Below are 18,972 nucleotides of genomic sequence, written 5' to 3'. Positions count from 1 at the left end.
TTTCTAGCTCTTACTCACCCACCTCACCCTCTGCATTCGACGCCCCTGACTCTTCCGGAATAATGGGATCGAGCATGAAGGGTCCGGCCTGGGGAAAAAACACCGGACCGTTGGTTGGATCGGGACTGGAAAGCGAGGTTTCATCTTCCGTAGCCGGGTCCAGACTGTCGAATTCCGCCTCATTCTCGCCGGGAATGGGTAAAGCAACCGGCAGTTCCTGCAGGGCTTCTCCCGGGTGTTCCGGGCAGTAGTCTCTCGGCTCTGTGCCAAGGACAAAAAATTCATCCTTCAGCTGCGGACACTCGATGGTGGCCGGCATTCCCGTAAGGGGATCGATGGTGAGACTGACAACAGTTTCCGGCTGGATGAAGTCGGGCACCTGTCGACCGGCAAGGGCCTTGCGCATGAAGCTTTCCCAGATGGGCCCGCTGACCCGGCCGCCGGTAAAACCTGGGCCGCCCGGCTTGGGCTTGTCATGCCCCACCCAGACTCCTGTAATCAGATTCGGAGTGTAGCCGACGAACCAGGCATCCCGGTAGTCGCTGGTCGTCCCGGTTTTTCCGGCCGCAGGATATTGCTCGGCAAATTGCTTCAGGTTCTTGGCCGTCCCGTAGTTCATCACATCCTGCAGCATCCGGGTGGTGACGAAGGCGGTTGCGGGAGAAAGAACCGGCGTGGGAACCGAGGGCATTTGGGTCCACATTTGGGTTTTCTTGTTGTAGATCCTGATGATGGTCCGGGGCTGAACCTTGAGCCCTCCGTTGGCCAGGGGGGCGTAAGCCGCAACCAGTTCGTTCAGGGTGACTTCTTCCGTCCCGAGGGCCATGGAAAGATCATGGCGGGCCTTCAGATTGATGCCGAGACTGCCGGCAAAATCAGCAAACCAGGGGGCGCCGATCGTTTCCAGCACCTTGACCGCGACGATGTTGTTGGAATAGGCCAGGGACTGACGCAGACTCACCTGCCCGTGGCGCTCATTGTTGTAATTGCGAGGCTGCCAGAGCTGGCTGTCTCCCCGACGGTAGGATACCGGATCATCATTCCAGAGGCCGGCGGCCGTCAGCCCCTTGTCAATGGCGGCCGCGTATATGAGGGGCTTGATGGCCGATCCCGGCTGCCGTTTGGCAAAGAAGGCACGATTGTACGCACTCTGCTTGAAATCAACCCCTCCGGCAGCGGCCAGCACGTCCCCGGTCTGGGGATCGAGACAGAGCAGGGCGCCTTGCAGGTCCGGGGCGATTTTCTGCACCCCCTCCCGCAGGGTCTGTTCCGCCAGGGCCTGGAGTTTCAGGTCCATGGCCGCCATCACCTCCAGCCCGCCCTGTTCGATGATCTTCGCACCGTATCTTTCCACCAGTTTATTGCGAATATGGGTAAGGTACCAGGGTGCCTGCCCGGGCTTGACGCCGGTTATGGGACTGGCCGACAAGGTCTGTTTCTGCTTCGGGGTGATCATCTTGAGTTCGAGCATACGTCCCAGCACCAGGTCCCGCCGCGACTTGACCTTGGCGGGCTCCCCCCTCGGGTTGTAGCGGTTCGGCGCCTTCGAAACCCCGGCCAGCAGAGCGCATTCCGCGTCAGACAGCTGGGCGGGAGTCTTGTCATAGTAGAGCCGGGCCGCCTGAGCGATCCCCCAGGCGCCGTTGCCGTAGTAGATCTCGTTGAAATACATCTCCAGAATCTGCTTCTTCGTGTATTTCCGCTCGTATTCCATGGCCATGCGCGCTTCGGTCAGTTTCCGATCCAGGGTTTTTTCTCCGGACAGGTATTTGTTCTTGATCAGTTGCTGGGTGATGGTCGATCCCCCCTCGGCCATCTCCCCCTTCATGACATCCTTGACCAGGGCACGGGTGATCCCTTTGAGGTCTATCCCTCCATGCTGATAAAACCGGGCATCCTCGATAGCCACAACGGCATCCTGCAGGAATTTGGGGATCTGGGCGATGGACACCCAGTACCTTCCCTCGGCGGGGATCCGGCCGACGAACCGCCCTTCCCGGTCGAAAACCTTGATGGAGGAATAGCCGGACGAAAGCAGCGGATGGGTTGCGAACGTTTCTTTCCCAAAGACCTGGAAAACAAAAGTCAGGGACAGGCTGAGTATAAGGACCAAAACAAGCGTGGGTTTTTTCAGAAAAGGGCGAAATGACAGCGTGGCCACGGCTTTTTTACTCCTGACAAGGGTTGAACTCGAAACCTCCCCTCTCCTGAAAGAAGGGTTGCCCAAAATGGAGGGACGGCAATCTTATACACCTTCCCATGTTTCTTGTCATTGCTCTTTTTATTGCAACCCTATTGTTGTCTTCAGATCTGATCAGTCTATCCCAGTTTTTTCAAAGATTTAATTTAAAGAGATCTGGACAAAATAGATCAGAGATTACCAAAACAAACTTTTCATGAATCAGAGGATGTTGTTCGAGCGAGCGTCTATGATATTTTCGATAATTTGACAGAGGCGAAAGTTACAGTACCATTAAATCCGCAAGGTTGATCGAAGGCAGAAAGGATGGTCGAGGATTAGGCTTTTGTTAAACGGGAATAGAATCAATGGAGGAAATCATGAGAGTTCAAGTCAAATGTTTTTCAACCCTCTCCAAGGAAGATGTTTGTGATTTTCACGATGCAAAATCATATGAATTAAGTGAAGGGGCAACCGTTAAGGACCTGGCCGGAAAGATTGAAATCGAGCCGGAAGAAGTAAAAATTATTTTCGTAAACCATAAAAGTGCTTCAATGGGTGATGTGCTCAAAAATGGCGACCAGGTAGCCTTCTCTCCCAAGAGTGGCGGAATGTAATAGAAAAATAAGTCTATTTAACATTACCTTCTTGTTTTATTCAGCCCGATCCTTTCGGGCTTTTTCTTTGAAGGAATTTTCCTCCGGACTTCTTTGCACTCAGAAGAAAACAGCAAGCCAAATCGTCGGTTTGTGCTTTTCAGTCCACAACACCTTATGCCGTGCATGGGCGGGAATATAGAGATGATCCCCTCTATTCAGGACAACCTGCCTTCCATCCTCGAACAAAATCGATCCGGAGCCCTCCAGCACGATCACCCACTCGTTTTCGTCCTGATCGTACCAGCCCTGAGCGGGTGAGGCGTGACCCATTGAGAGGATCCTTTCGATCCTCACCGAAGGGGTCCGCACGATATCCTCGAATATCTCTTTTGGAAGGTTTACCGGCAGACCTTCAAATATATTCCCTGTCACTGGTTTTTTGATCAAAGCGAGAAGGCCTTACTTATTCATGACCAGGTATCCAATGTCGTTCTCGGCAAAGCAGCCATAATGTAACCGATAAAAAGGGTCAGAGCGGAAACAAGCACAGAAACCAGGGTTTTCACGGGGATTCCACCACCACCGAATTCCTGCCCTGCCCCTTGGCAATGTAAAGGGCCTTGTCCGCCCCGACCAGACACTTATCCACTCCGGCAGCCCCGTCGTACTCGGCCAGGCCGATGCTCATGGTCACATGACACGGCTCTCCGCCACAAATGAATTCATATGCCAGGATTGCGGCACGGATCTTTTCCGCCAGGATCCGTCCTTGCCTGATGTCCGTGTCCGGCAGAAGCAGGAGGAACTCCTCTCCGCCCCACCTGCCCACCAGGTCCTCCCGCCTGACCGAGGAACGAAGCAGTTCCGCGACTTGCAGAAGAACTCTGTCACCCTCGGCGTGGCCATGCCTGTCGTTCACGGATTTGAAATGGTCCAGGTCCCCCAGCAGGAGGCAGAAGGGCCGCCCATGCCTGATCACCCTCGCCACATGGTATCCCATGTGCTCGGTCATGGCCCGCCTGTTGAGCAGACCCGTGAGCGGATCGGTCCGAGCCGCCTCGGCCAAAGCCTCCTGGGCCTTGGTACGCTCTTCCACCTCATGCTGCAGTTGCCGGTTTGCCTCCTCCAGCTCCCTGGTCCTCTCGGCAACCCTGATCTCGAGATGCTGCTTGGCTGATCGCAGCTCATCCTCGGCCAGCCGCTGCTGCGTCCGGCTCTCCAGGAGCCTGTCGGACATCGAGTTGAAAGCCCTGATCAAATCGTCCAGTTCGTCCTTGGAATTGGGCTCGATCCGCTCGTCCAGCCTTCCCTGGGCAATGGCCCTGCATTGGGCGATGAGCAGACTTACCGGGGCCGTGAAGTGTCCTGACAGGATGCGGCTGAACGCGAATGCCAGGATCACCGACGCGGCCAGTGACAACAATCCGGAGAACCTGAGATGTCTGAACTTCCTGGCCACCTCGTCTGCGCGCATGTCGATGCCTACGAGGTAGGCACCCTTGCCGTCCGGCACCGGTGCATAGCCGGAGAGGAATGTCCCCCATTCGTCCTCGTAGACTTCTTCGTCGGCTGATGGCCGGGCAAACCCTTCCATCAAAGCGGGAACCACAGAGGTATATTCCTGTCCGGGCTTTGCCTGTTTCTCGGTTGGGTCCGAATCGATAACGAACTCCACCCGCTCCCCCGTCAACCGCATCACATAGAGGTAGGCGATGTCCGGGTTGGTCTTCCGGAACTCACGCAGCACCTGCAAGGAATGGAGATAGGCCGGGCGCTCCATGTCCTCCGGGGATTGCACATGGTCCAGATCGGAAACATCGACGGCCGTACTGACCAGGGCAACGCTGTTCTTCAGCCTTTCCCGAAGACTGGACATAAGGGATTCAGCGGAGGAGAAATAGAAGTAGGTGCCGATGCTGCCGGAAACCAGGAGCACGGCGAGAATATGGCTGAAGAATAATCTGCGCTGAATCGTGACGAAAAGCATGTGCATTTTCCTGAGGTGCTGAAGCTGGCGATTGAGGCGAGGCTCTCGTTAAACCAAAGACTTACAATTGCACAAGTTCGGACCCTGGTTCAACCTGATCCACATTTTAATCGGCATCTATTTGACACTCCATGACTGCAGAGCTGTTTTATTGACTCCTCTTTCCTTTGCCTTTGCAACAGGTAGCCGAAATATACCAATACAGGCGTAAAGGGCGATACCGAGAGAAAAAACCCCGCCGATAAATGTAATATATCGCCAACAAATTCACGAGGTGCTTCGCCGTTTCCTCCCAACATCGACCAATGCGAGTTAAACGCTGCAAGTCCGATACCAAGGCAAATCAGAACCATGCAGGAAAAGAGCGCAGCCGATCCTCCGTCAATCTAGTGAAAGACCGACAACCGTAAGTTTTTAAAAAGCCGTCTGCCGGATTGATATTCGGGCAGACGGCTTTTGGCTGTCTGGTTCTTCCCCAGCAGGTTCCCTCCGATAATGAAACACAGCTCAGAATTAAACCTCGACTTCCTCTTCTTCTTCGTGTTTGGGGCCGCGTGGCAAGTGAACCAGTTCGGCATCAGCCGCATCGGCGATGAATTTCAATTCGCTCATGCGCAGATGATGCCCCTGAATTTTCATGTCCACACCCAATACTCCTATAAGCTGATAACGCGGAGTTTTGGAGCCATCCACGTACTTTTCGCGTTCCCTGTAAAAAATCTTCCCTGTCATATCGGTCTCCTTTCCGGGCTGAGAATCAGCCCTGAAATGGGTACATAGTCAACCTTATACCGCGCCGGAGACAAATCAATATGAACCGAAATTAAAAGAGGATCCTATGAAAAGACACAGCCGAGAGGACTTATGCTTTCGTACTCGATGCTTCCTTTCTCAATTTACAATTCCCTTCAATCTGAGCGCTTCCATGGTGATTTCCTGCCTGAAGCGGGCGTCTTTCGGTTTGGTGATGACCATATTCATGGCAAAAAACCAGACGCCGTCATTTCTCTCCACGTAACCGACATACCAGCCGATCTGCGGCGTAACCCGCTGGCCCCAGCCGGTCTTCGCCCATAGCGTGTACGAAGGGGCCTTTTCCATTAGCATGATACGGCTCAGGGTATCGAAGGATTCGGAACCGAAGGGGAGTTCCCGGCGATAGACCTTTTTCAAAAATGCTATCTGCTCCATGGCACTGATCCGCAGGTCCCCCTCCAGCCAGAAGGTCGTCACTTCAGGTGCTGGTTCGGCGTTTCCGTAGCCGATCTTCCCCAGGTAGACCCGGTAAGTATCAGTGCCGATGCGTTGCGCCAGTTCCTGAAAAAACCAGACGCATGAAGCCCTGAAGGCCGATTCCAGGGTCTGGTCCCGATTCCAGTCGGCCACCCCCGTATCCTTCCCATCCCACTTCAAGGTATCCTGCTCGGTAATCACCCCCTTGTCGAGGGCAATGAGCGTATTGGGTATCTTGAAGGTCGAGGCCGGGATAAAAGGAGTATCGGCGCGCTCCTGGTTGTGAATAAAGGTTTCGGTGCCCTCGAAATTAGTAATGACAATGGTTCCTGTCACATTGTTTTCATCGAAAAGTCGGGAAAGGGCGGCATCTTCGCAAAAACCGTCGGAAGCCGTGGCGAGGACGAAGGGGAGCAGAAGCAAAAAGGCGGGAAGTCTGATATTCAAGGACTACTCCTCCATAAGTAGTGGCATGTTGGCATCGGTGCAGTCATGCACCTTCATTCCTTCAATCGCTTTCGCAACAATATGACGTCCGGTTACTCATGGCCGAGTTCGACTTGACCGTTGCCTTCCTTACTACCTCGGCAATGAATGCAGACTTCGCGTCCGTGTACTTCTCGCGATTCGATCTGTGGGTGGCGGCCAGCCGCCGTTTCATTTCTGCATAGCGGGCCGCGTCATCAGGATGAGCCCTCAGGTAGTCTCGAAAGGCAAGGCGTGCAGTCACTCCCTCCCCGCTCTCCATGATATGCACGTGGTGCGTTCGCACTCCCTGGAGTGTCTTCCTCTTGACGAAAGCCATATGTTGCCCGAGCCACCAGTATTCCCATGTCTTCTCAATGAAACGCGGTAACATTCGTGGCTTCGCCTGTTCCAGGGAGGGCACCTCGACGAGAACATCGATTACCGGTTTTGCGATCATTCCGGGGATCGCAGTGCTGCCGAAATGCTCGACGCGGCAGACGGTGACATCCCCAAGGTGGTTGCGGAGCCATTCCGCGAACAGGCTGAACTGCTCCGGCCATGCTTCGTCATAATCCACGAGTTCGACGCTGTCGTCGCATCCGGCTTGGCCTGGTGCAACGTATGCGTTGCCAGTCATCGAGAAAGGGCAGTCCATTGGGACGGAAACCTGAGTCCATTCTGCAGGGACGCGAACGATAAACTCGCCAGTGACATCTCGGCCACAGGATGAAGAAGAATGGTCGAGCCAGAGCCACGATACCTCCCGTTGCCACGGCAACGGATCTCTCCTGCACCTGCCATCCAACACGGTGATCTTCTTCTCGTCCAGTTGCCATGCGACCATTCCGTCGGGAACGCCGTCGATTCTGTCGACCTCGATGCCTAGGAAGGTGATCCGAGCCCCATCCGCAAAGCAGTCGAAAGCCACATATCTTGTGAGCTCACCGGTGTTCGGCACTTCCCGCGCCATTCGCGAGAACAGGTCCGCATAGAAGCTGTAGTCCCCGGCAACGGGCGACCCGATCCTCATCCCACCCACAAGCAATATCTTGATTGGACTTCCTGATGGATGCATCCAGCACTCCCAAATCGAGCCTTTTTTAGCCTCTCGTTTTTTCAAAAGTTGAGACGCGACACTTTCTCTGTTTCCCTTGCTTTTAGAAACATCACAAGCTCAGAGGGAGATTCGAAAACAAAATCAGACGCTGCCGCCTCGATCTCGCCCCGGGTTCCATAACCATAGGAAACGATTCCGGTCTTGATGCCGTTTCTTTTCCCGCCAATGACATCATGCACGCGATCTCCCACGATAAGGGTCACGCAGGGATCAAGATTCCATGTCTTGATGATATGGGCCACCAGGTCAGCTTTTTCACACAAACTGCCATCCAATTCGCTGCCGTGGATTCCATGGAAAAACTGCGTCAGGTCGAAATGATCGAGAACCCGAATGGCAAAAACCTCCGGCTTGGAAGTAGCCAGGAACAATCGGAAACCTGATTCTCGAATTTTACGAAGGGTTGGGACAATATCCGGAAAGACATTGTTTTCGTAGATTCCAATTTCCGAGTATCTTTCCCGGTAATGGCGCAAAGCCAATTCCAATAAACCAGTTTCATTGCTTTCGAGCAATTGGCCAAAGGAATCTTTCAGAGGCGGGCCGATGCACCATAAAAGATCCTCTTCAGATGGCGCTTTCCTGCCCAGCCGGGTAAGAGAAAATTGAATACAACGCGTTATCCCCTCTTTAGGGTCAGTCAAAGTACCATCCAGATCGAAAAGCACGTTATGAATCATGGAACTATCTTCCTCCTCAACAATCCGGAATTTATGATTTTTCCGCAACAACAATCAGCCTTCGGCTCGACTCCCTGTCATACGGGGTCATTTTCCAATCCCCGAAGAATGCGACTTTTTCAAAACCCGCTTCGCCCAGCATTTGCCACCACGAATCCTGAAGCCGGATTTTTACACGAATGGTGGAATGGAAGAAATCCGTGCTCTGTTCCGTGTGAATGAAGTCAAAGATATTGATCGTCTGAATGTCGCCGGCGTAATCGATGACAAAGAATCTCGTGTAGTCCCGATTATTGACAACCGGATCGAAACGCAGCGAATTGCGCATGGAAACGTCCGACTGCCCTTGGTCGAAAACAAGGATGCCCCCGGAACGCAGCACCGATTTCATGCTTAAAAGCGCCCGCACGGTCTCGGTATCTTCGAGGGGTTCGTTGATCGCGTTGCTGAGACAGACCACAGCATCGAACTCTGTCTGGAAATGCTTTGGAAGTTCCCGGTAATCGGCTTTCAAAAGGGGGATTTCGGCCTTCGCTTCAATTATTTTTTGCCGGGCCCGCGCCAGCATTGCATCTGAAAGGTCAGACCCCCAGAGGGAGTCAGCCATCCGGTGAAACATGAGCAGATCCTCGCCCGTACCACAGGCACAATCAAGGACCCTGGATACCCCGTATTTCTTGAACAATTCCAGAAAAAAGCGTTCCCGAGCGGGGTTGTTCGAGCTCATCCAATCGTAACGGGCGGCTAATCCTTCATAGGCATCCGCTCCCATTTTTCCTCCTGAAAAAGGGCGCCTATATTTTCCTGGCTCTCCCTTCGGACTGGTTCACTTCCCGGCCTGTTCATGCTTTCTGTTCTCTTATCATTCTCAGCAACCGGACGACCTCCTCCCGGTTTGCCAAACGGTACTTTGTCCCCTGAAAATTGTCGAAAAGCAGCCGGTGATACTTCCTGGAGGCCCTGCTGTCGCGCACTGCATAACAGGATGCCCATTCGAGCAAGGATCGAAAGTTCCGCTCAGCCGACACCGGGTCGAGTTGTTGCGAACTTTCCGAGCCTCGCTTTTCCAGATTTTCCCGACATTCCTCCCACGACAAGTCCATAAAAATCAGGGTGTCTGCGAAGGAAACGAGAGCGTCCGCCAAATGCCCGAACACTCCCTCGACAAGCCAGCCGGGTGAGTCCTGAATTTCTCGAAGACGGGCTTCACATTCATACAAGCTACGGCTGCGATTGTAGCCGCCCGGTTCCCAGAAAATGGCGTCGAGCGCGACATAGGGAATCTCGAGAGCAGCAGCGGCCCTCCTGCCGAGCCAGGTTTTTCCGGAGCCGGAATTACCAATTATGATGACCTTGTTCATGGCCCTGCCGCTCTCTCCGGCCCGAATGGCAGGTCATTGCCTGTTGCAAGGACTCACCAGTTTAGGATTTGTCAGATGGGCCATCGGCAAATTTGACCCCGGCCTGACCCCTCGGAGCCCCCCTTGCTCCGCCCCTCACACGAGCCCACCCCCAGCCAATTTCCCATCCAGTGACCCCCCACTTCAATGGGTGCCTTTGAGCAAGCCTTGTTCTTTTGCCTTCCAGCCGCTAAAACTCACTATCACGAGCAAGTCCCCCTGAGACGGCTTGGCAAATGCACGTACCAAGGCATCCTCATGCGACGTGGCGATTTCTATCCTGCTTTGGTCGACCCCGCCTTTTTTGAACCCGCTCGCCAGAAGCTTGGCAACTTCCCCAGGCCCACGCCCACGCAAGTCTTCCCAGTCGGTGCTGATGTAGCTGTCAAACCTGCCCGAAAGCGCCAGCGCCGTCTCCACGATGAAAGCGTCCGGGCGATTTCCCATAGCCGCGAGCATCAGATGCTTTTTCCCTGAAACTGGGAATAGGGACACAAAACGAGCGATTTCACATGCCGCCTCCGGGCCGTCTGCCCAGGTGATCAACAATTTGTAGGGCAGATGGTCATAAAAATTCATTCGGCCCGGGTTCCCGGCCTCATCTGACCGAAAGCTGCCCAAGCCCGCTCGTATGGTTTGCGCAGAAACATCCAACCCGTAAGTAATGGCTGCAGCAAACATGGCATTGTTGATTGCCGGCCGATATCGACCTCCCCAACTGGCCGGAATATCCAGCGCGGCCATGGCGAGGAGCATTTGGTCGCCCTCATACAACCTGATCATCGCTTCCGCCCCGCTGCCTTCCAGACGAACAGCAACGCCCCCGCTCGACATGTGATCGCGTACAACGGGGCTGTCTGCAGTCATCGTGATCAGACAGGTGCGGGCGGCACGAATTTCCTCCTTTACACCAAGACAAAAAGGATCATCCGCGTTCAAAACCACCATTTTCCGGGCATTGATCACCACCTGTTTTTTTACTTTGGCCAGATCGGCACGAGACTCAACCCCCTTCAGGCCGAGGTGATTGTCGTAAACATTCAGCATCGCGCCGACGTCGTAGCCGGAAAACAGCATCCCCTCATCGATGAGACCGCCTCGTGCAATTTCAAACACCGCTGCATCAACCTGGCGCTCAACCAACAGCCGACTGCCGCGGCGGCCATTAGAAGAATCGCCGAAACGCCGTGGACTGTCTCCCACATAGGTACCCTGAGTCGTGCTCAGCGCGACCGTTTTGCCTGCTTCCCGCAAAATCGATGCAACCATTCGGCAAGTCGTTGTTTTTCCCACGCTGCCCGTTATGCAAGCGGTTGAAATGTGTGGCTTGATCTTCAACGGGAGGCCCAGTTTGCGCGCAAACAGAACCCCTTTTCTATGAATATGTCGAAAAAAACTTTTTTTGGTGGAGTGACTCGCCATGAGTACGACCGTTCGAGACAGATGCAAGATGTGTCTGGGGATTGAACTAAACCAACCCTCTGATATTCAGGCGCCTATAATTTCCTGGCTCCCCCTTCGGACTGTTTCACTTCCCGGTTCACTATCCGATAAAACTCTTCCTTTCCGTATTTCTCCTTCCAGGGAGAGTGTCCGCATCTGTCAATCGCATAACATTTCAAATCGGGGACCACCCCTCGCAGCGGCTCGACCACTCCCTCGACCGGAGTGGTGTCGTTCTTACCATGGATGATCCTGACCGGGCACCTTATCTCACCGGATATTTTCCTGAAAAACCCTTCTTCTCTCAGGCGGTGCGCCTGGGCAAATACCTGCTGGTATTGCCTGCCGTTAGTGCCCACCGCGCTTTCGCTGTTTTCCTCCGTACTCTCGACGCAATAATTGTCAGCCTTTTCGGCCAGCGCTCCCAGGCGGGCAAGATAACTGTCACTGCTTTCTGAAGGTTTTTGCAACAATTTGATCACTTCCCGGTATTCCGTCTGCTCCTCGATCGACAGGGCTCCGAGCCGTCTTCGCTGCAGCTCCGGCAGATATGCCACATCAAAGGCACCGGCGCCGATCAGGAACGCAATTTTTACCACCTCGGGATGCTTATAAGCCAGAAGGTACACGAGCCACGCCCCCCAGGAATGTCCCAGTGCGAACACCCTGTCCGTGCAGTTTTCTTGAATCTGCCGATACAGTTCCTCGACCTGGCCCCACACGCTGATTTCGGTCTGAAACGGCTCGAGCACGGAGCATTTCTCCGACAGCTTTCTCGCCAAGGAAGAAACACTCCCTGGCGCCCCTGGGCCACCGTGCACCACTACATACTCGCAAGGACCTGCTCCGTATTTCCGAAAGTTCATGCTTTTTACTCTCGTACTCCAGCAAAAATGGCGATAATGTCCTGTTTTAACAGTGCACCATTAATTCGCTCAGTCCAGAATTCCCTTCACCCTGAACGCTTCCATGGTGATTTCCTGCCTGAAGCGGGCTTCTTTCGGTTTGGTGATGACCATGTTCAGGGCAAAAAACCAGAGAGGTTTCGGTGCCCTCGAGATTTGTAATGACAAGGGTTCCCGTTACATCTCTTCCTTTGAAAATTGCAGACAGAGCGGCATCGTCACAGAAACCGGAAGAAGCCGAGGAGAGGAGGAAAGAAAAGAGCAGCAGCAAGACGGGAATATCGATCTTGCCGTAAATTCTGTTGTTCACATCCTTGGTCATCCGGAATCTCCTGCCAGAACCATTTGATTCGGGTACAAGTTCTGGAAAAGAAAGCCTGCAAAATAAGTTGGAAAAGTCAGCCTTACCGGACCCTTGGGCAGATCGGACACCAGAAGGCCTTCTTCGATCAGTTGAGAAAGTACTTGGCGGCCGGTACGTTCAGCCAGCCCTGAGACGCGGATGAGATCGCCGCGCGACACTTCACCTCTGGCCAGGACCTCAAACAGCATGTGGGCGGCTTCCACCTTCAAAGGGTGGCCGCCGGGCTTGGGCGGGGGAATGAGTTTTTCGGTTCGCAGGCGGATATAACCTGCGATCCTATCCCTTAACCCGTCAAGATCGAGCAAGCCACCCATATAATCGATCTGGTCCAGACTGGTCTCGAGAAAAAACCGACAGAACTCTACCAGACCCTCTCTGGAGAGATTGCCGCGGCCATCGAGATCGTTTCGTCTTGGCGCGTCAGCGTGGCTCAGACAGGTCATGTAATCATCGCGGCGTCGCGCCAGTCCTCGGCTGATATTCCACAAACCATATCCCGGAAGGGGAAGGCATTTGAGGTAGGCATCGGTGAATAGCCGTGCCGCACGGCCATTGCCATCCAGGAAGGGGTGAATCCACATAAGGCGGTGGTGAGCGGCGCCGGCAGCAATGAGGGGGGTCAAACCGTGATGCTTCGAGATATTGTAAAAAGTTTCGAAGCGGTCGAGAAAAAGACCGATGCTTTCAGGCGGCGGACCGACGTGGCGCCCAACTTCGACATAGCGGGTTCTTAACTGTCCTCCATATACTCGAACCCGCTCTCCTTCCTTTTTGTCCGTCACCCACGTGAACTCTTCAGGCAGTTCCTTATAGAGCTCTTTGTGAATCCAGCAGATGAATTCCCGGCTGGCAGGATTGGTTTCCGGCTGATCGGCGAGGACTTTATCGATCTTTTTCTGGCAGGCGATATGTGCAAGACTTTCTTGCTGCAATTCTCTTTTGGCCGGATCTCTGGAGTAATCCTGCCGCATCGCCTGTTCGATTTCGACAGGATGAGTGCTATGCCCCTCGATAAGATTGGAATAGTAACTGTTGACGATCCGCAGCAAGTCGACAACCGCTGCCTGAGTAAGCGGGTGTAGCCGGCCTCCCAGGGCTGCCGACTTGGCCAAAACACCCCTGGCCATATCCTCCAGAATTTCTCGTTTTTCTGGAAGGAGGGGTTCCATGAGATGAGGGCCGAAAGTCATTTTCCGTTCTTCCTTGCCGATATTAATGACGACTTAACAATAATGCAACTATACAGCATTTCATAATAAACTGAAACACTAGTCTAATAGTATCTCCCTTTTCTGCCGATGTTGTTGCCGATCTTTTGAAGGACAATATCGCCAGCGAAAGCAGTTGAAGCGAAAACTGCATATGCGGCCAGACCTCCAATTAACCCCCGAAGCATTTCGTTTCCTTTCATCAATTTACTTCGTCGAATGAGAATGGTAATCGACTGCGTCGCGCCCGCCAAAAACTAGGTGGATCTTCGTAAAAAGCACTCGACGACCCGTTAGCCCCCATTTCGGGGTCAAAATGCCGGCTCTAAGGGCAAAATAGGGGCTTTATTTGGGATTTTTTCTTTTTAAATCAGCGACCTGCCCAGGTCCGTCCCCAGAAACACAGCTGTGGGACGCTGGTAAGTTATGTAAGTTTTTTAAAAGCTCAGAATTACTTACATAAATTACCAGATGTCCTGCCGATGCCCCCTTCGGTCATGCACTTATTTTTGCTCCTTTTGAAATTTGTAGGTCTGACCCCTCGTGACCCCTGCAAGACCCTCGGCGTCGAGTGAAATGCGACCCAGGACGAGATCAAGCGGGCTGAACGTAAGCTGACCCGCAAGTACCATCCGGATGTGAGCAAGGAGACCGATGCCGAGGAAAAATTCAAGGATGTGGGCGAAGCACTACTCCTTCATAAGTATTGGCACCCAAACAAAAACTTAGGTTTGGCCGCTGATGCAATCTGATCACTTCTGACAAGTTCTAAAAAAAAGATTATCCGCTTGTCTGGGTTTAACATCAGAGGCTTTCAGGTTTAAATGCGGCTACTTATGCAGTAGAAAGGCTGCTGGCTCCTCGTTTTTTTAAATTGCTGAGTCGCGAAAAAAGGCAGCAAGGGTCTGCTGCCTTTAAGGCTACCGCGAAGCGGTTTAATTCAACTGGTTTTTAATGACCGCAGCCAGGTTCAAGGGGCGGCAATGGGATTACGGTAAGCAAAGTATACGGCATTATCACGCATATACACCATTGCTACACCGGACATGTTCACCGACGAAGCCGCATTGGGGTACGAACCTGCATCTATCAGCTCATCGGTGAATGTCAGCCCGTCATCCATCGAATAAGTGATATGAATCTGGCTGTCGGAGGCGGCAGTGCCCACCCGATAGATGGTGTTGTCGCCGTCCACCGTCATGGTCGACTGCAAGGACAGTGAAGAGGTGCCGACGGTGTCCGACTCGCTCCAGGTGCCGGTATTCATATCCCCGATCACCAGCTTGCCGTCACGGGCGATGATCACAATCCGTCCCAGGCGGTCAAAGCAGTAGCCCGCGTGAGAAACTGTGTGCCCCGAATCCACCGCCACTTCGAAGGTTTCCCCGCCGTCGGTGCTGCGTACGTAGAAGACATCTGTCGGTTCATTGACACCTGTGGGTTCCGTTCCCAGGATATAGATATCCCCGTTGAGCGGGTTGATCAGCAGGGCATGCAGCGGATAGCCCATCAGACCAGTAATCGGCGTTTCAAAGGTGACGCCACTATCCGTGGAGCGAATAAAAGTATTGCCACCATTATCCACCGAAGCGGATTGCGGGGCGTCGCCGTCATTGGCAGAGATGTAGACGTTGGCGCCCATGGCGGTGATGTGCTTCTGCTCAGACAGGGTGCCGGCCTCGCCGATCACCACTGGCGTCTGCCAGGTATCCCCGCCGTCGCTGGAACGAGTCACTTCCATCTGCCCGTTGGCGTTGGGGTAAGCGATGAAGACATTGTCTTCACCGCTGCAGCTGATTTCTGGCTCAATCTGGTTGGCGACATTCACTGGCAGGCCGGCGGCCGCGCGCACCAGAACGCTGGGTTCGAAGCTAGCGCCGCCGTCGGTGGAGCGTGAATAGTAGATGCCGTCCTCCGCCGCGGGGCTCGCCGACATGATCGCCGGAACCTTCCAAACCTCATGAATCACCCCCGTTTCACTGACAACGATGTTGTTGGACATGTCGGTCCTGCCGATGGAGGCACCGGCAATATCGCTGACCAGAACGCCGGTGCGCTCGACAAATTCGATCTGGATGGTGGTAAAGGTGATGACGGTCTCTTCATCCACCCCTTCAATGGCCCCCGCGGGGAGGGTCAGGGTGTACTCTCGAGCCTTCTCCAGCAAGGGCACCGGGTCGACCAACATATCATTGCCGCTGACACTGACGGTGACCGGAACATTCGTTACACCGGTCATCAGGGTTACGCCGCTGATGTCCCCGAGGACCGCCGTCTCGGCACAGGTGACGATTATGGTCTCAGTGATGGGAACGTCCATATCGGCGTCCGCCGGCGACACGCTGACAATACTATTGCCAACGGTTGGCGTATCGCTTCCATCGCCGTCGCTGCTGGAAGAACCACCGCCGCAACCGGCAGGCAGTAAAAGCAGACCCAAAAGCAGACTGACACCGGCCATTCTCAATAGCGTGCGAAACTCCCTCATCTCTTACCTCCTTTTTTGATTAAAGTCACCGGAGGGGACAAGTGCCTGAATAGCCCTTAAGCCCCACTTGGTCTCATTAATACGAAGCCCTTTTACCACTCATTTATTAAAGCGTCAACAGGATATAATCTGTCGCAGCAGGAACGCCGTTTACTCGGCGCCCCCTGCACAGATTCCGGCGTGGGGCTTTCCCGCACCGGGCCCGCACCGGTGGACCGACGCCGTTCTTGCGCTTTCGGGTTACCGAGGGAGCCTCGACATCGGCAAAATCCGAACATTGAAGTTCCACACCCTGGGAGGTTTCATAAGCCATCACCGCCTGGCGGTCGGTAAGCACATAGAAACCAAGCAAGGGGGTCAAACCTACAAATTTCAAAAATATTCGGCTCGCTCTTGATCCTTTCAATCGTTTTTCCAGGCTGGATCAGATCCCATCCGATCTTGCATCCATTGTGCTCCGTTTGAAATTTTTAGGTCTGACCCCTTGAAAGGGACCCCGCGAATCGAGAGGGGCATAGATACAAAATCTGCCTCCATGCGAATTGCGGCGGAAATAGACGGACGGTCAGCGTAAGCGAAAACAATGATCGGTTTGGAACTGACAATATCGCCGGCGAAAGCAGTTGAAGCGAAAACTGCATATGCGGCCAGACCTCCAATTAACCCCCGAAGCATTTCGTTTCCTTACATCAATTTACCTTGTCGAATGCGATGGGAATCGGCTGCGTCGCGCCACCAAAAACTAGGTGGAACTTCGAGAAAAAGCACCAGCGACCCGTTAGCCCCCATTTCGGGGTCAAAATGCCGGCTCTAAGGGCAAAACAAGGGGTTATATTTCCAAATTTCTTTTACAAACCAGCGACTTGGGCGAGTAGACCGGTTTCTTCCGATGCTATAGGTTGATGTTTGTTTTCTCTGTTTTCCGCCTGGTTTCCCGGCGGTGCCACATCATCTCAACCATACACCGGTTGGCCCCGGCCCCTCTCAGAACCGTGCGTGCGCTATTAACGCACACGGCTCCTCACATGGCCGGCTTCACTGAGTGTCCGAACATCCTGACCTTGATTCTCGGCTGAGGTAGCGGGAACCGCTCCAGCATCTCGCAGAACTTTTCCCAACTGAGACAGCCTCTTTTGCCGCGCCGATTGAGCCACTTGAACAGAAGCTTCTTCACTTCCTCTTCGAATCTCTTGATCCCTCGAAGATTATCCGTGACGCCGTAATAGGCGTAGTGGCCTTTCACTTTGGCTTTGGCTGTCTCCCACAGGTCCGCAGTCTTCAGGGGTCTGGCTTTCTTGAGCCATTCCTTGAAGGCTTTCAGCTTGGCGGTGAACCTCTTGCGGGCTGTGTCCCGCTTCATCCGGAATCCGGTGCCGTTCCTCTTGGTGCCGCAGTAGTGGGTGAAGCCGAGAAAATCGAAGGTGCCCGGCTTCTCCCCCCTTGCTTTGGCGTTCTGAACGGCGTACCGCCCAAACTCCACCACTCTGGTCTTGGTCGGCTCCACTTCAAGGCCGAACTTCGCCAGTCGCATTCTCAGCTCCCGCCGAAATCTCTCCGCATCCAACTGGTATTGGAAGCAGACGACGAAGTCGTCGGCGTAGCGGATCAGGCGCGCTGTGCCGGTGCAGCTCTTGCGAAAGACCTTTTCGAACCAGAGATCGAGTACGTAATGAAGGTAGATGTTGGCCAGCAGCGGTGAGATGACGCCGCCTTGCGGGGTCCCCTGGTCACTGACCGTCACGTTTCCATCCTCCGCCACACCCGCCTTGAGAAAGCGCCTCACCATGCGCAGGACACGCCGGTTGCCGATGCGATGCTCCAAGAATTTTATCAGCCATTCCTGGTTCACGTGGTCGAAGAAGCCCTTGATGTCGGCCTCGACGATGTGATTCACCGCGCCGTGCTCCACTGTGTCGCTCAAGGCTCTGAGCGCCTGGTGACAGCTGCGGCCGGGCCGGAATCCATAGGAATCGTCTAGGAAGTCCTGCTCATAGACCGTTTCCAGGATCCGGACGAGTCCCGCCTGGACGAGCTTGTCCTCCAGGCACGGTATCCCCAAGGGGCGTAGTTTGTCGCTGCCCGGCTTCGGGATGTACTTGCGCCGGACAGGCTGCGGTCTGTACGCCATGTGGTGCAGCCTCTCGACCAGCTCTTGCAGATTGGTGTCGAGGTTCTCAGCGTACATCTCCTTGGTCAGATTGTCGATGCCAGCAGCGGCGTTCTTGCGTAACCGCTGAAAGCACCCCCGCAGGTGTTCCTCGTTCATCAGGTGATAGAGGCTGGTGAATCTGAACGAGGGCTCCTTGCGGGCCTTCTCCGCTATGCGACGCAATTTCGTTATCACCGCTTCCCCGCTGCTGTGAGCGGTCGGTGTTGCCTCACGCCGCGCTTCCATGTGTGGCCCCCTTCCCTCCGACGGCATTACCCGCCCTCAACGGTACTATGGAGCCATCCGACTCCCTGCGCTTCGTTTGCCTTCCTCCCTCTTCGGTTGTCCGGCATACTCCCTTTCCGGAAGAAAGCACAGGGCCTCCCGGGTTGCCACATAATCCCAATGTCAGACATGCCATGGTCACTGACCCCGGGGAAGTGAACACACCCTTGCCATTAGCGGTTGTGCCCATATTGACTTCCGTCACCAAGAACTGCGTCGTCCTTCCCAATGCGTCGTTTACGGGGCTCAATCCCTTCAACCTTTCGGCTTACGGCCTGCCTGCTTGCTGTCCTACGCTTAAAGCAGGGTGTTACCACCATGCCTCCAAGGACTCGCTACCCGGTGGTTGGCCAACCTTCCGGGGCGGGCATCCCACCCGCTGGATTATGCGACCTTGCCCGGCCGCACTCCAGGTCCGACCCCAGAGATCCTCAACCTACCAAACCCGACATTAAGAATCTGGGATT

At 54.2% G+C, this 18,972-nt stretch carries 16 protein-coding genes; 1 reads left to right on the top strand and 15 read right to left on the bottom strand.

All coding sequences use genetic code 11. The features are described from left to right. Positions 1–10: 10 nt before the first annotated feature. Positions 11–2,161 (bottom strand): PBP1A family penicillin-binding protein, encoded by a 2,151-nt coding sequence (locus R2940_15500; GenBank protein ID MEZ4601194.1) that lies wholly within the window; start codon positions 2,159–2,161, stop codon positions 11–13. A 398-nt stretch (positions 2,162–2,559) separates the two neighbouring features. On the opposite strand from R2940_15500, the gene R2940_15495 reads away from it, so the two are divergent. After that, entirely contained in the window at positions 2,560–2,796 is a 237-nt protein-coding gene (locus R2940_15495; GenBank protein ID MEZ4601193.1) for a hypothetical protein, read from the top strand. Between the two features lie 99 nt (positions 2,797–2,895). Here R2940_15495 and R2940_15490 read toward each other — a convergent pair whose 3' ends face one another. The 14 genes from R2940_15490 to ltrA all read right to left on the bottom strand — a co-directional run bounded on the left by R2940_15490 (position 2,896) and on the right by ltrA (position 18,466). After that, positions 2,896–3,108: a cupin domain-containing protein gene (locus R2940_15490; protein ID MEZ4601192.1), complete on the bottom strand. Its 213-nt coding sequence runs from the start codon at positions 3,106–3,108 to the stop codon at positions 2,896–2,898. 232 nt (positions 3,109–3,340) lie between these two features. Next, positions 3,341–4,765 (bottom strand): diguanylate cyclase, encoded by a 1,425-nt coding sequence (locus R2940_15485; GenBank protein MEZ4601191.1) that lies wholly within the window; start codon positions 4,763–4,765, stop codon positions 3,341–3,343. A gap of 513 nt (positions 4,766–5,278) precedes the next feature. Then, the gene (locus tag R2940_15480; GenBank protein MEZ4601190.1) at positions 5,279–5,497 is read right to left on the bottom strand and encodes a hypothetical protein; all 219 of its coding nucleotides are present in this window, start codon (positions 5,495–5,497) and stop codon (positions 5,279–5,281) included. A gap of 159 nt (positions 5,498–5,656) precedes the next feature. Next, positions 5,657–6,445: a class D beta-lactamase gene (gene blaOXA, locus R2940_15475; GenBank protein ID MEZ4601189.1), complete on the bottom strand. Its 789-nt coding sequence runs from the start codon at positions 6,443–6,445 to the stop codon at positions 5,657–5,659. A gap of 61 nt (positions 6,446–6,506) precedes the next feature. Then, the gene (locus R2940_15470) at positions 6,507–7,541 is read right to left on the bottom strand and encodes a GrpB family protein (protein ID MEZ4601188.1); all 1,035 of its coding nucleotides are present in this window, start codon (positions 7,539–7,541) and stop codon (positions 6,507–6,509) included. A 41-nt stretch (positions 7,542–7,582) separates the two neighbouring features. Then, entirely contained in the window at positions 7,583–8,263 is a 681-nt protein-coding gene (locus R2940_15465) for an HAD hydrolase-like protein (GenBank protein MEZ4601187.1), read from the bottom strand. 31 nt (positions 8,264–8,294) lie between these two features. Next, complete coding sequence (locus R2940_15460) at positions 8,295–9,035, bottom strand: methyltransferase domain-containing protein (GenBank protein MEZ4601186.1); 741 nt, start codon at positions 9,033–9,035, stop codon at positions 8,295–8,297. Between the two features lie 70 nt (positions 9,036–9,105). Continuing rightward, complete coding sequence (locus R2940_15455) at positions 9,106–9,624, bottom strand: hypothetical protein (protein ID MEZ4601185.1); 519 nt, start codon at positions 9,622–9,624, stop codon at positions 9,106–9,108. A gap of 183 nt (positions 9,625–9,807) precedes the next feature. Then, positions 9,808–11,085, bottom strand: coding sequence for a Mur ligase family protein (locus R2940_15450; GenBank protein ID MEZ4601184.1), 1,278 nt, complete (start codon positions 11,083–11,085; stop codon positions 9,808–9,810). A gap of 74 nt (positions 11,086–11,159) precedes the next feature. Beyond that, the gene (locus R2940_15445; GenBank protein MEZ4601183.1) at positions 11,160–11,888 is read right to left on the bottom strand and encodes an alpha/beta hydrolase; all 729 of its coding nucleotides are present in this window, start codon (positions 11,886–11,888) and stop codon (positions 11,160–11,162) included. Positions 11,889–12,018: 130 nt separating this feature from the next. Further along, positions 12,019–12,333: a hypothetical protein gene (locus R2940_15440; protein MEZ4601182.1), complete on the bottom strand. Its 315-nt coding sequence runs from the start codon at positions 12,331–12,333 to the stop codon at positions 12,019–12,021. Further along, positions 12,330–13,565, bottom strand: a complete 1,236-nt coding sequence (locus R2940_15435) for a Fic family protein (protein ID MEZ4601181.1) — start codon at positions 13,563–13,565, stop codon at positions 12,330–12,332. Before R2940_15435 ends, R2940_15440 begins: the two co-directional genes overlap by 4 nt. A gap of 988 nt (positions 13,566–14,553) precedes the next feature. After that, on the bottom strand, positions 14,554–16,071 hold the full coding sequence (locus R2940_15430) for an Ig-like domain-containing protein (protein ID MEZ4601180.1): 1,518 nt from the start codon (positions 16,069–16,071) through the stop codon (positions 14,554–14,556). A 1,021-nt stretch (positions 16,072–17,092) separates the two neighbouring features. Continuing rightward, complete coding sequence (gene ltrA / locus R2940_15425; protein MEZ4601179.1) at positions 17,093–18,466, bottom strand: group II intron reverse transcriptase/maturase; 1,374 nt, start codon at positions 18,464–18,466, stop codon at positions 17,093–17,095. Positions 18,467–18,972 lie beyond the last annotated feature (506 nt).

This window comes from Syntrophotaleaceae bacterium (assembly GCA_041390365.1).
Taxonomy (GTDB): Bacteria; Desulfobacterota; Desulfuromonadia; order Desulfuromonadales; family Syntrophotaleaceae; genus JAWKQB01.
This window is presented reverse-complemented; position numbering and strand designations above follow the sequence as displayed.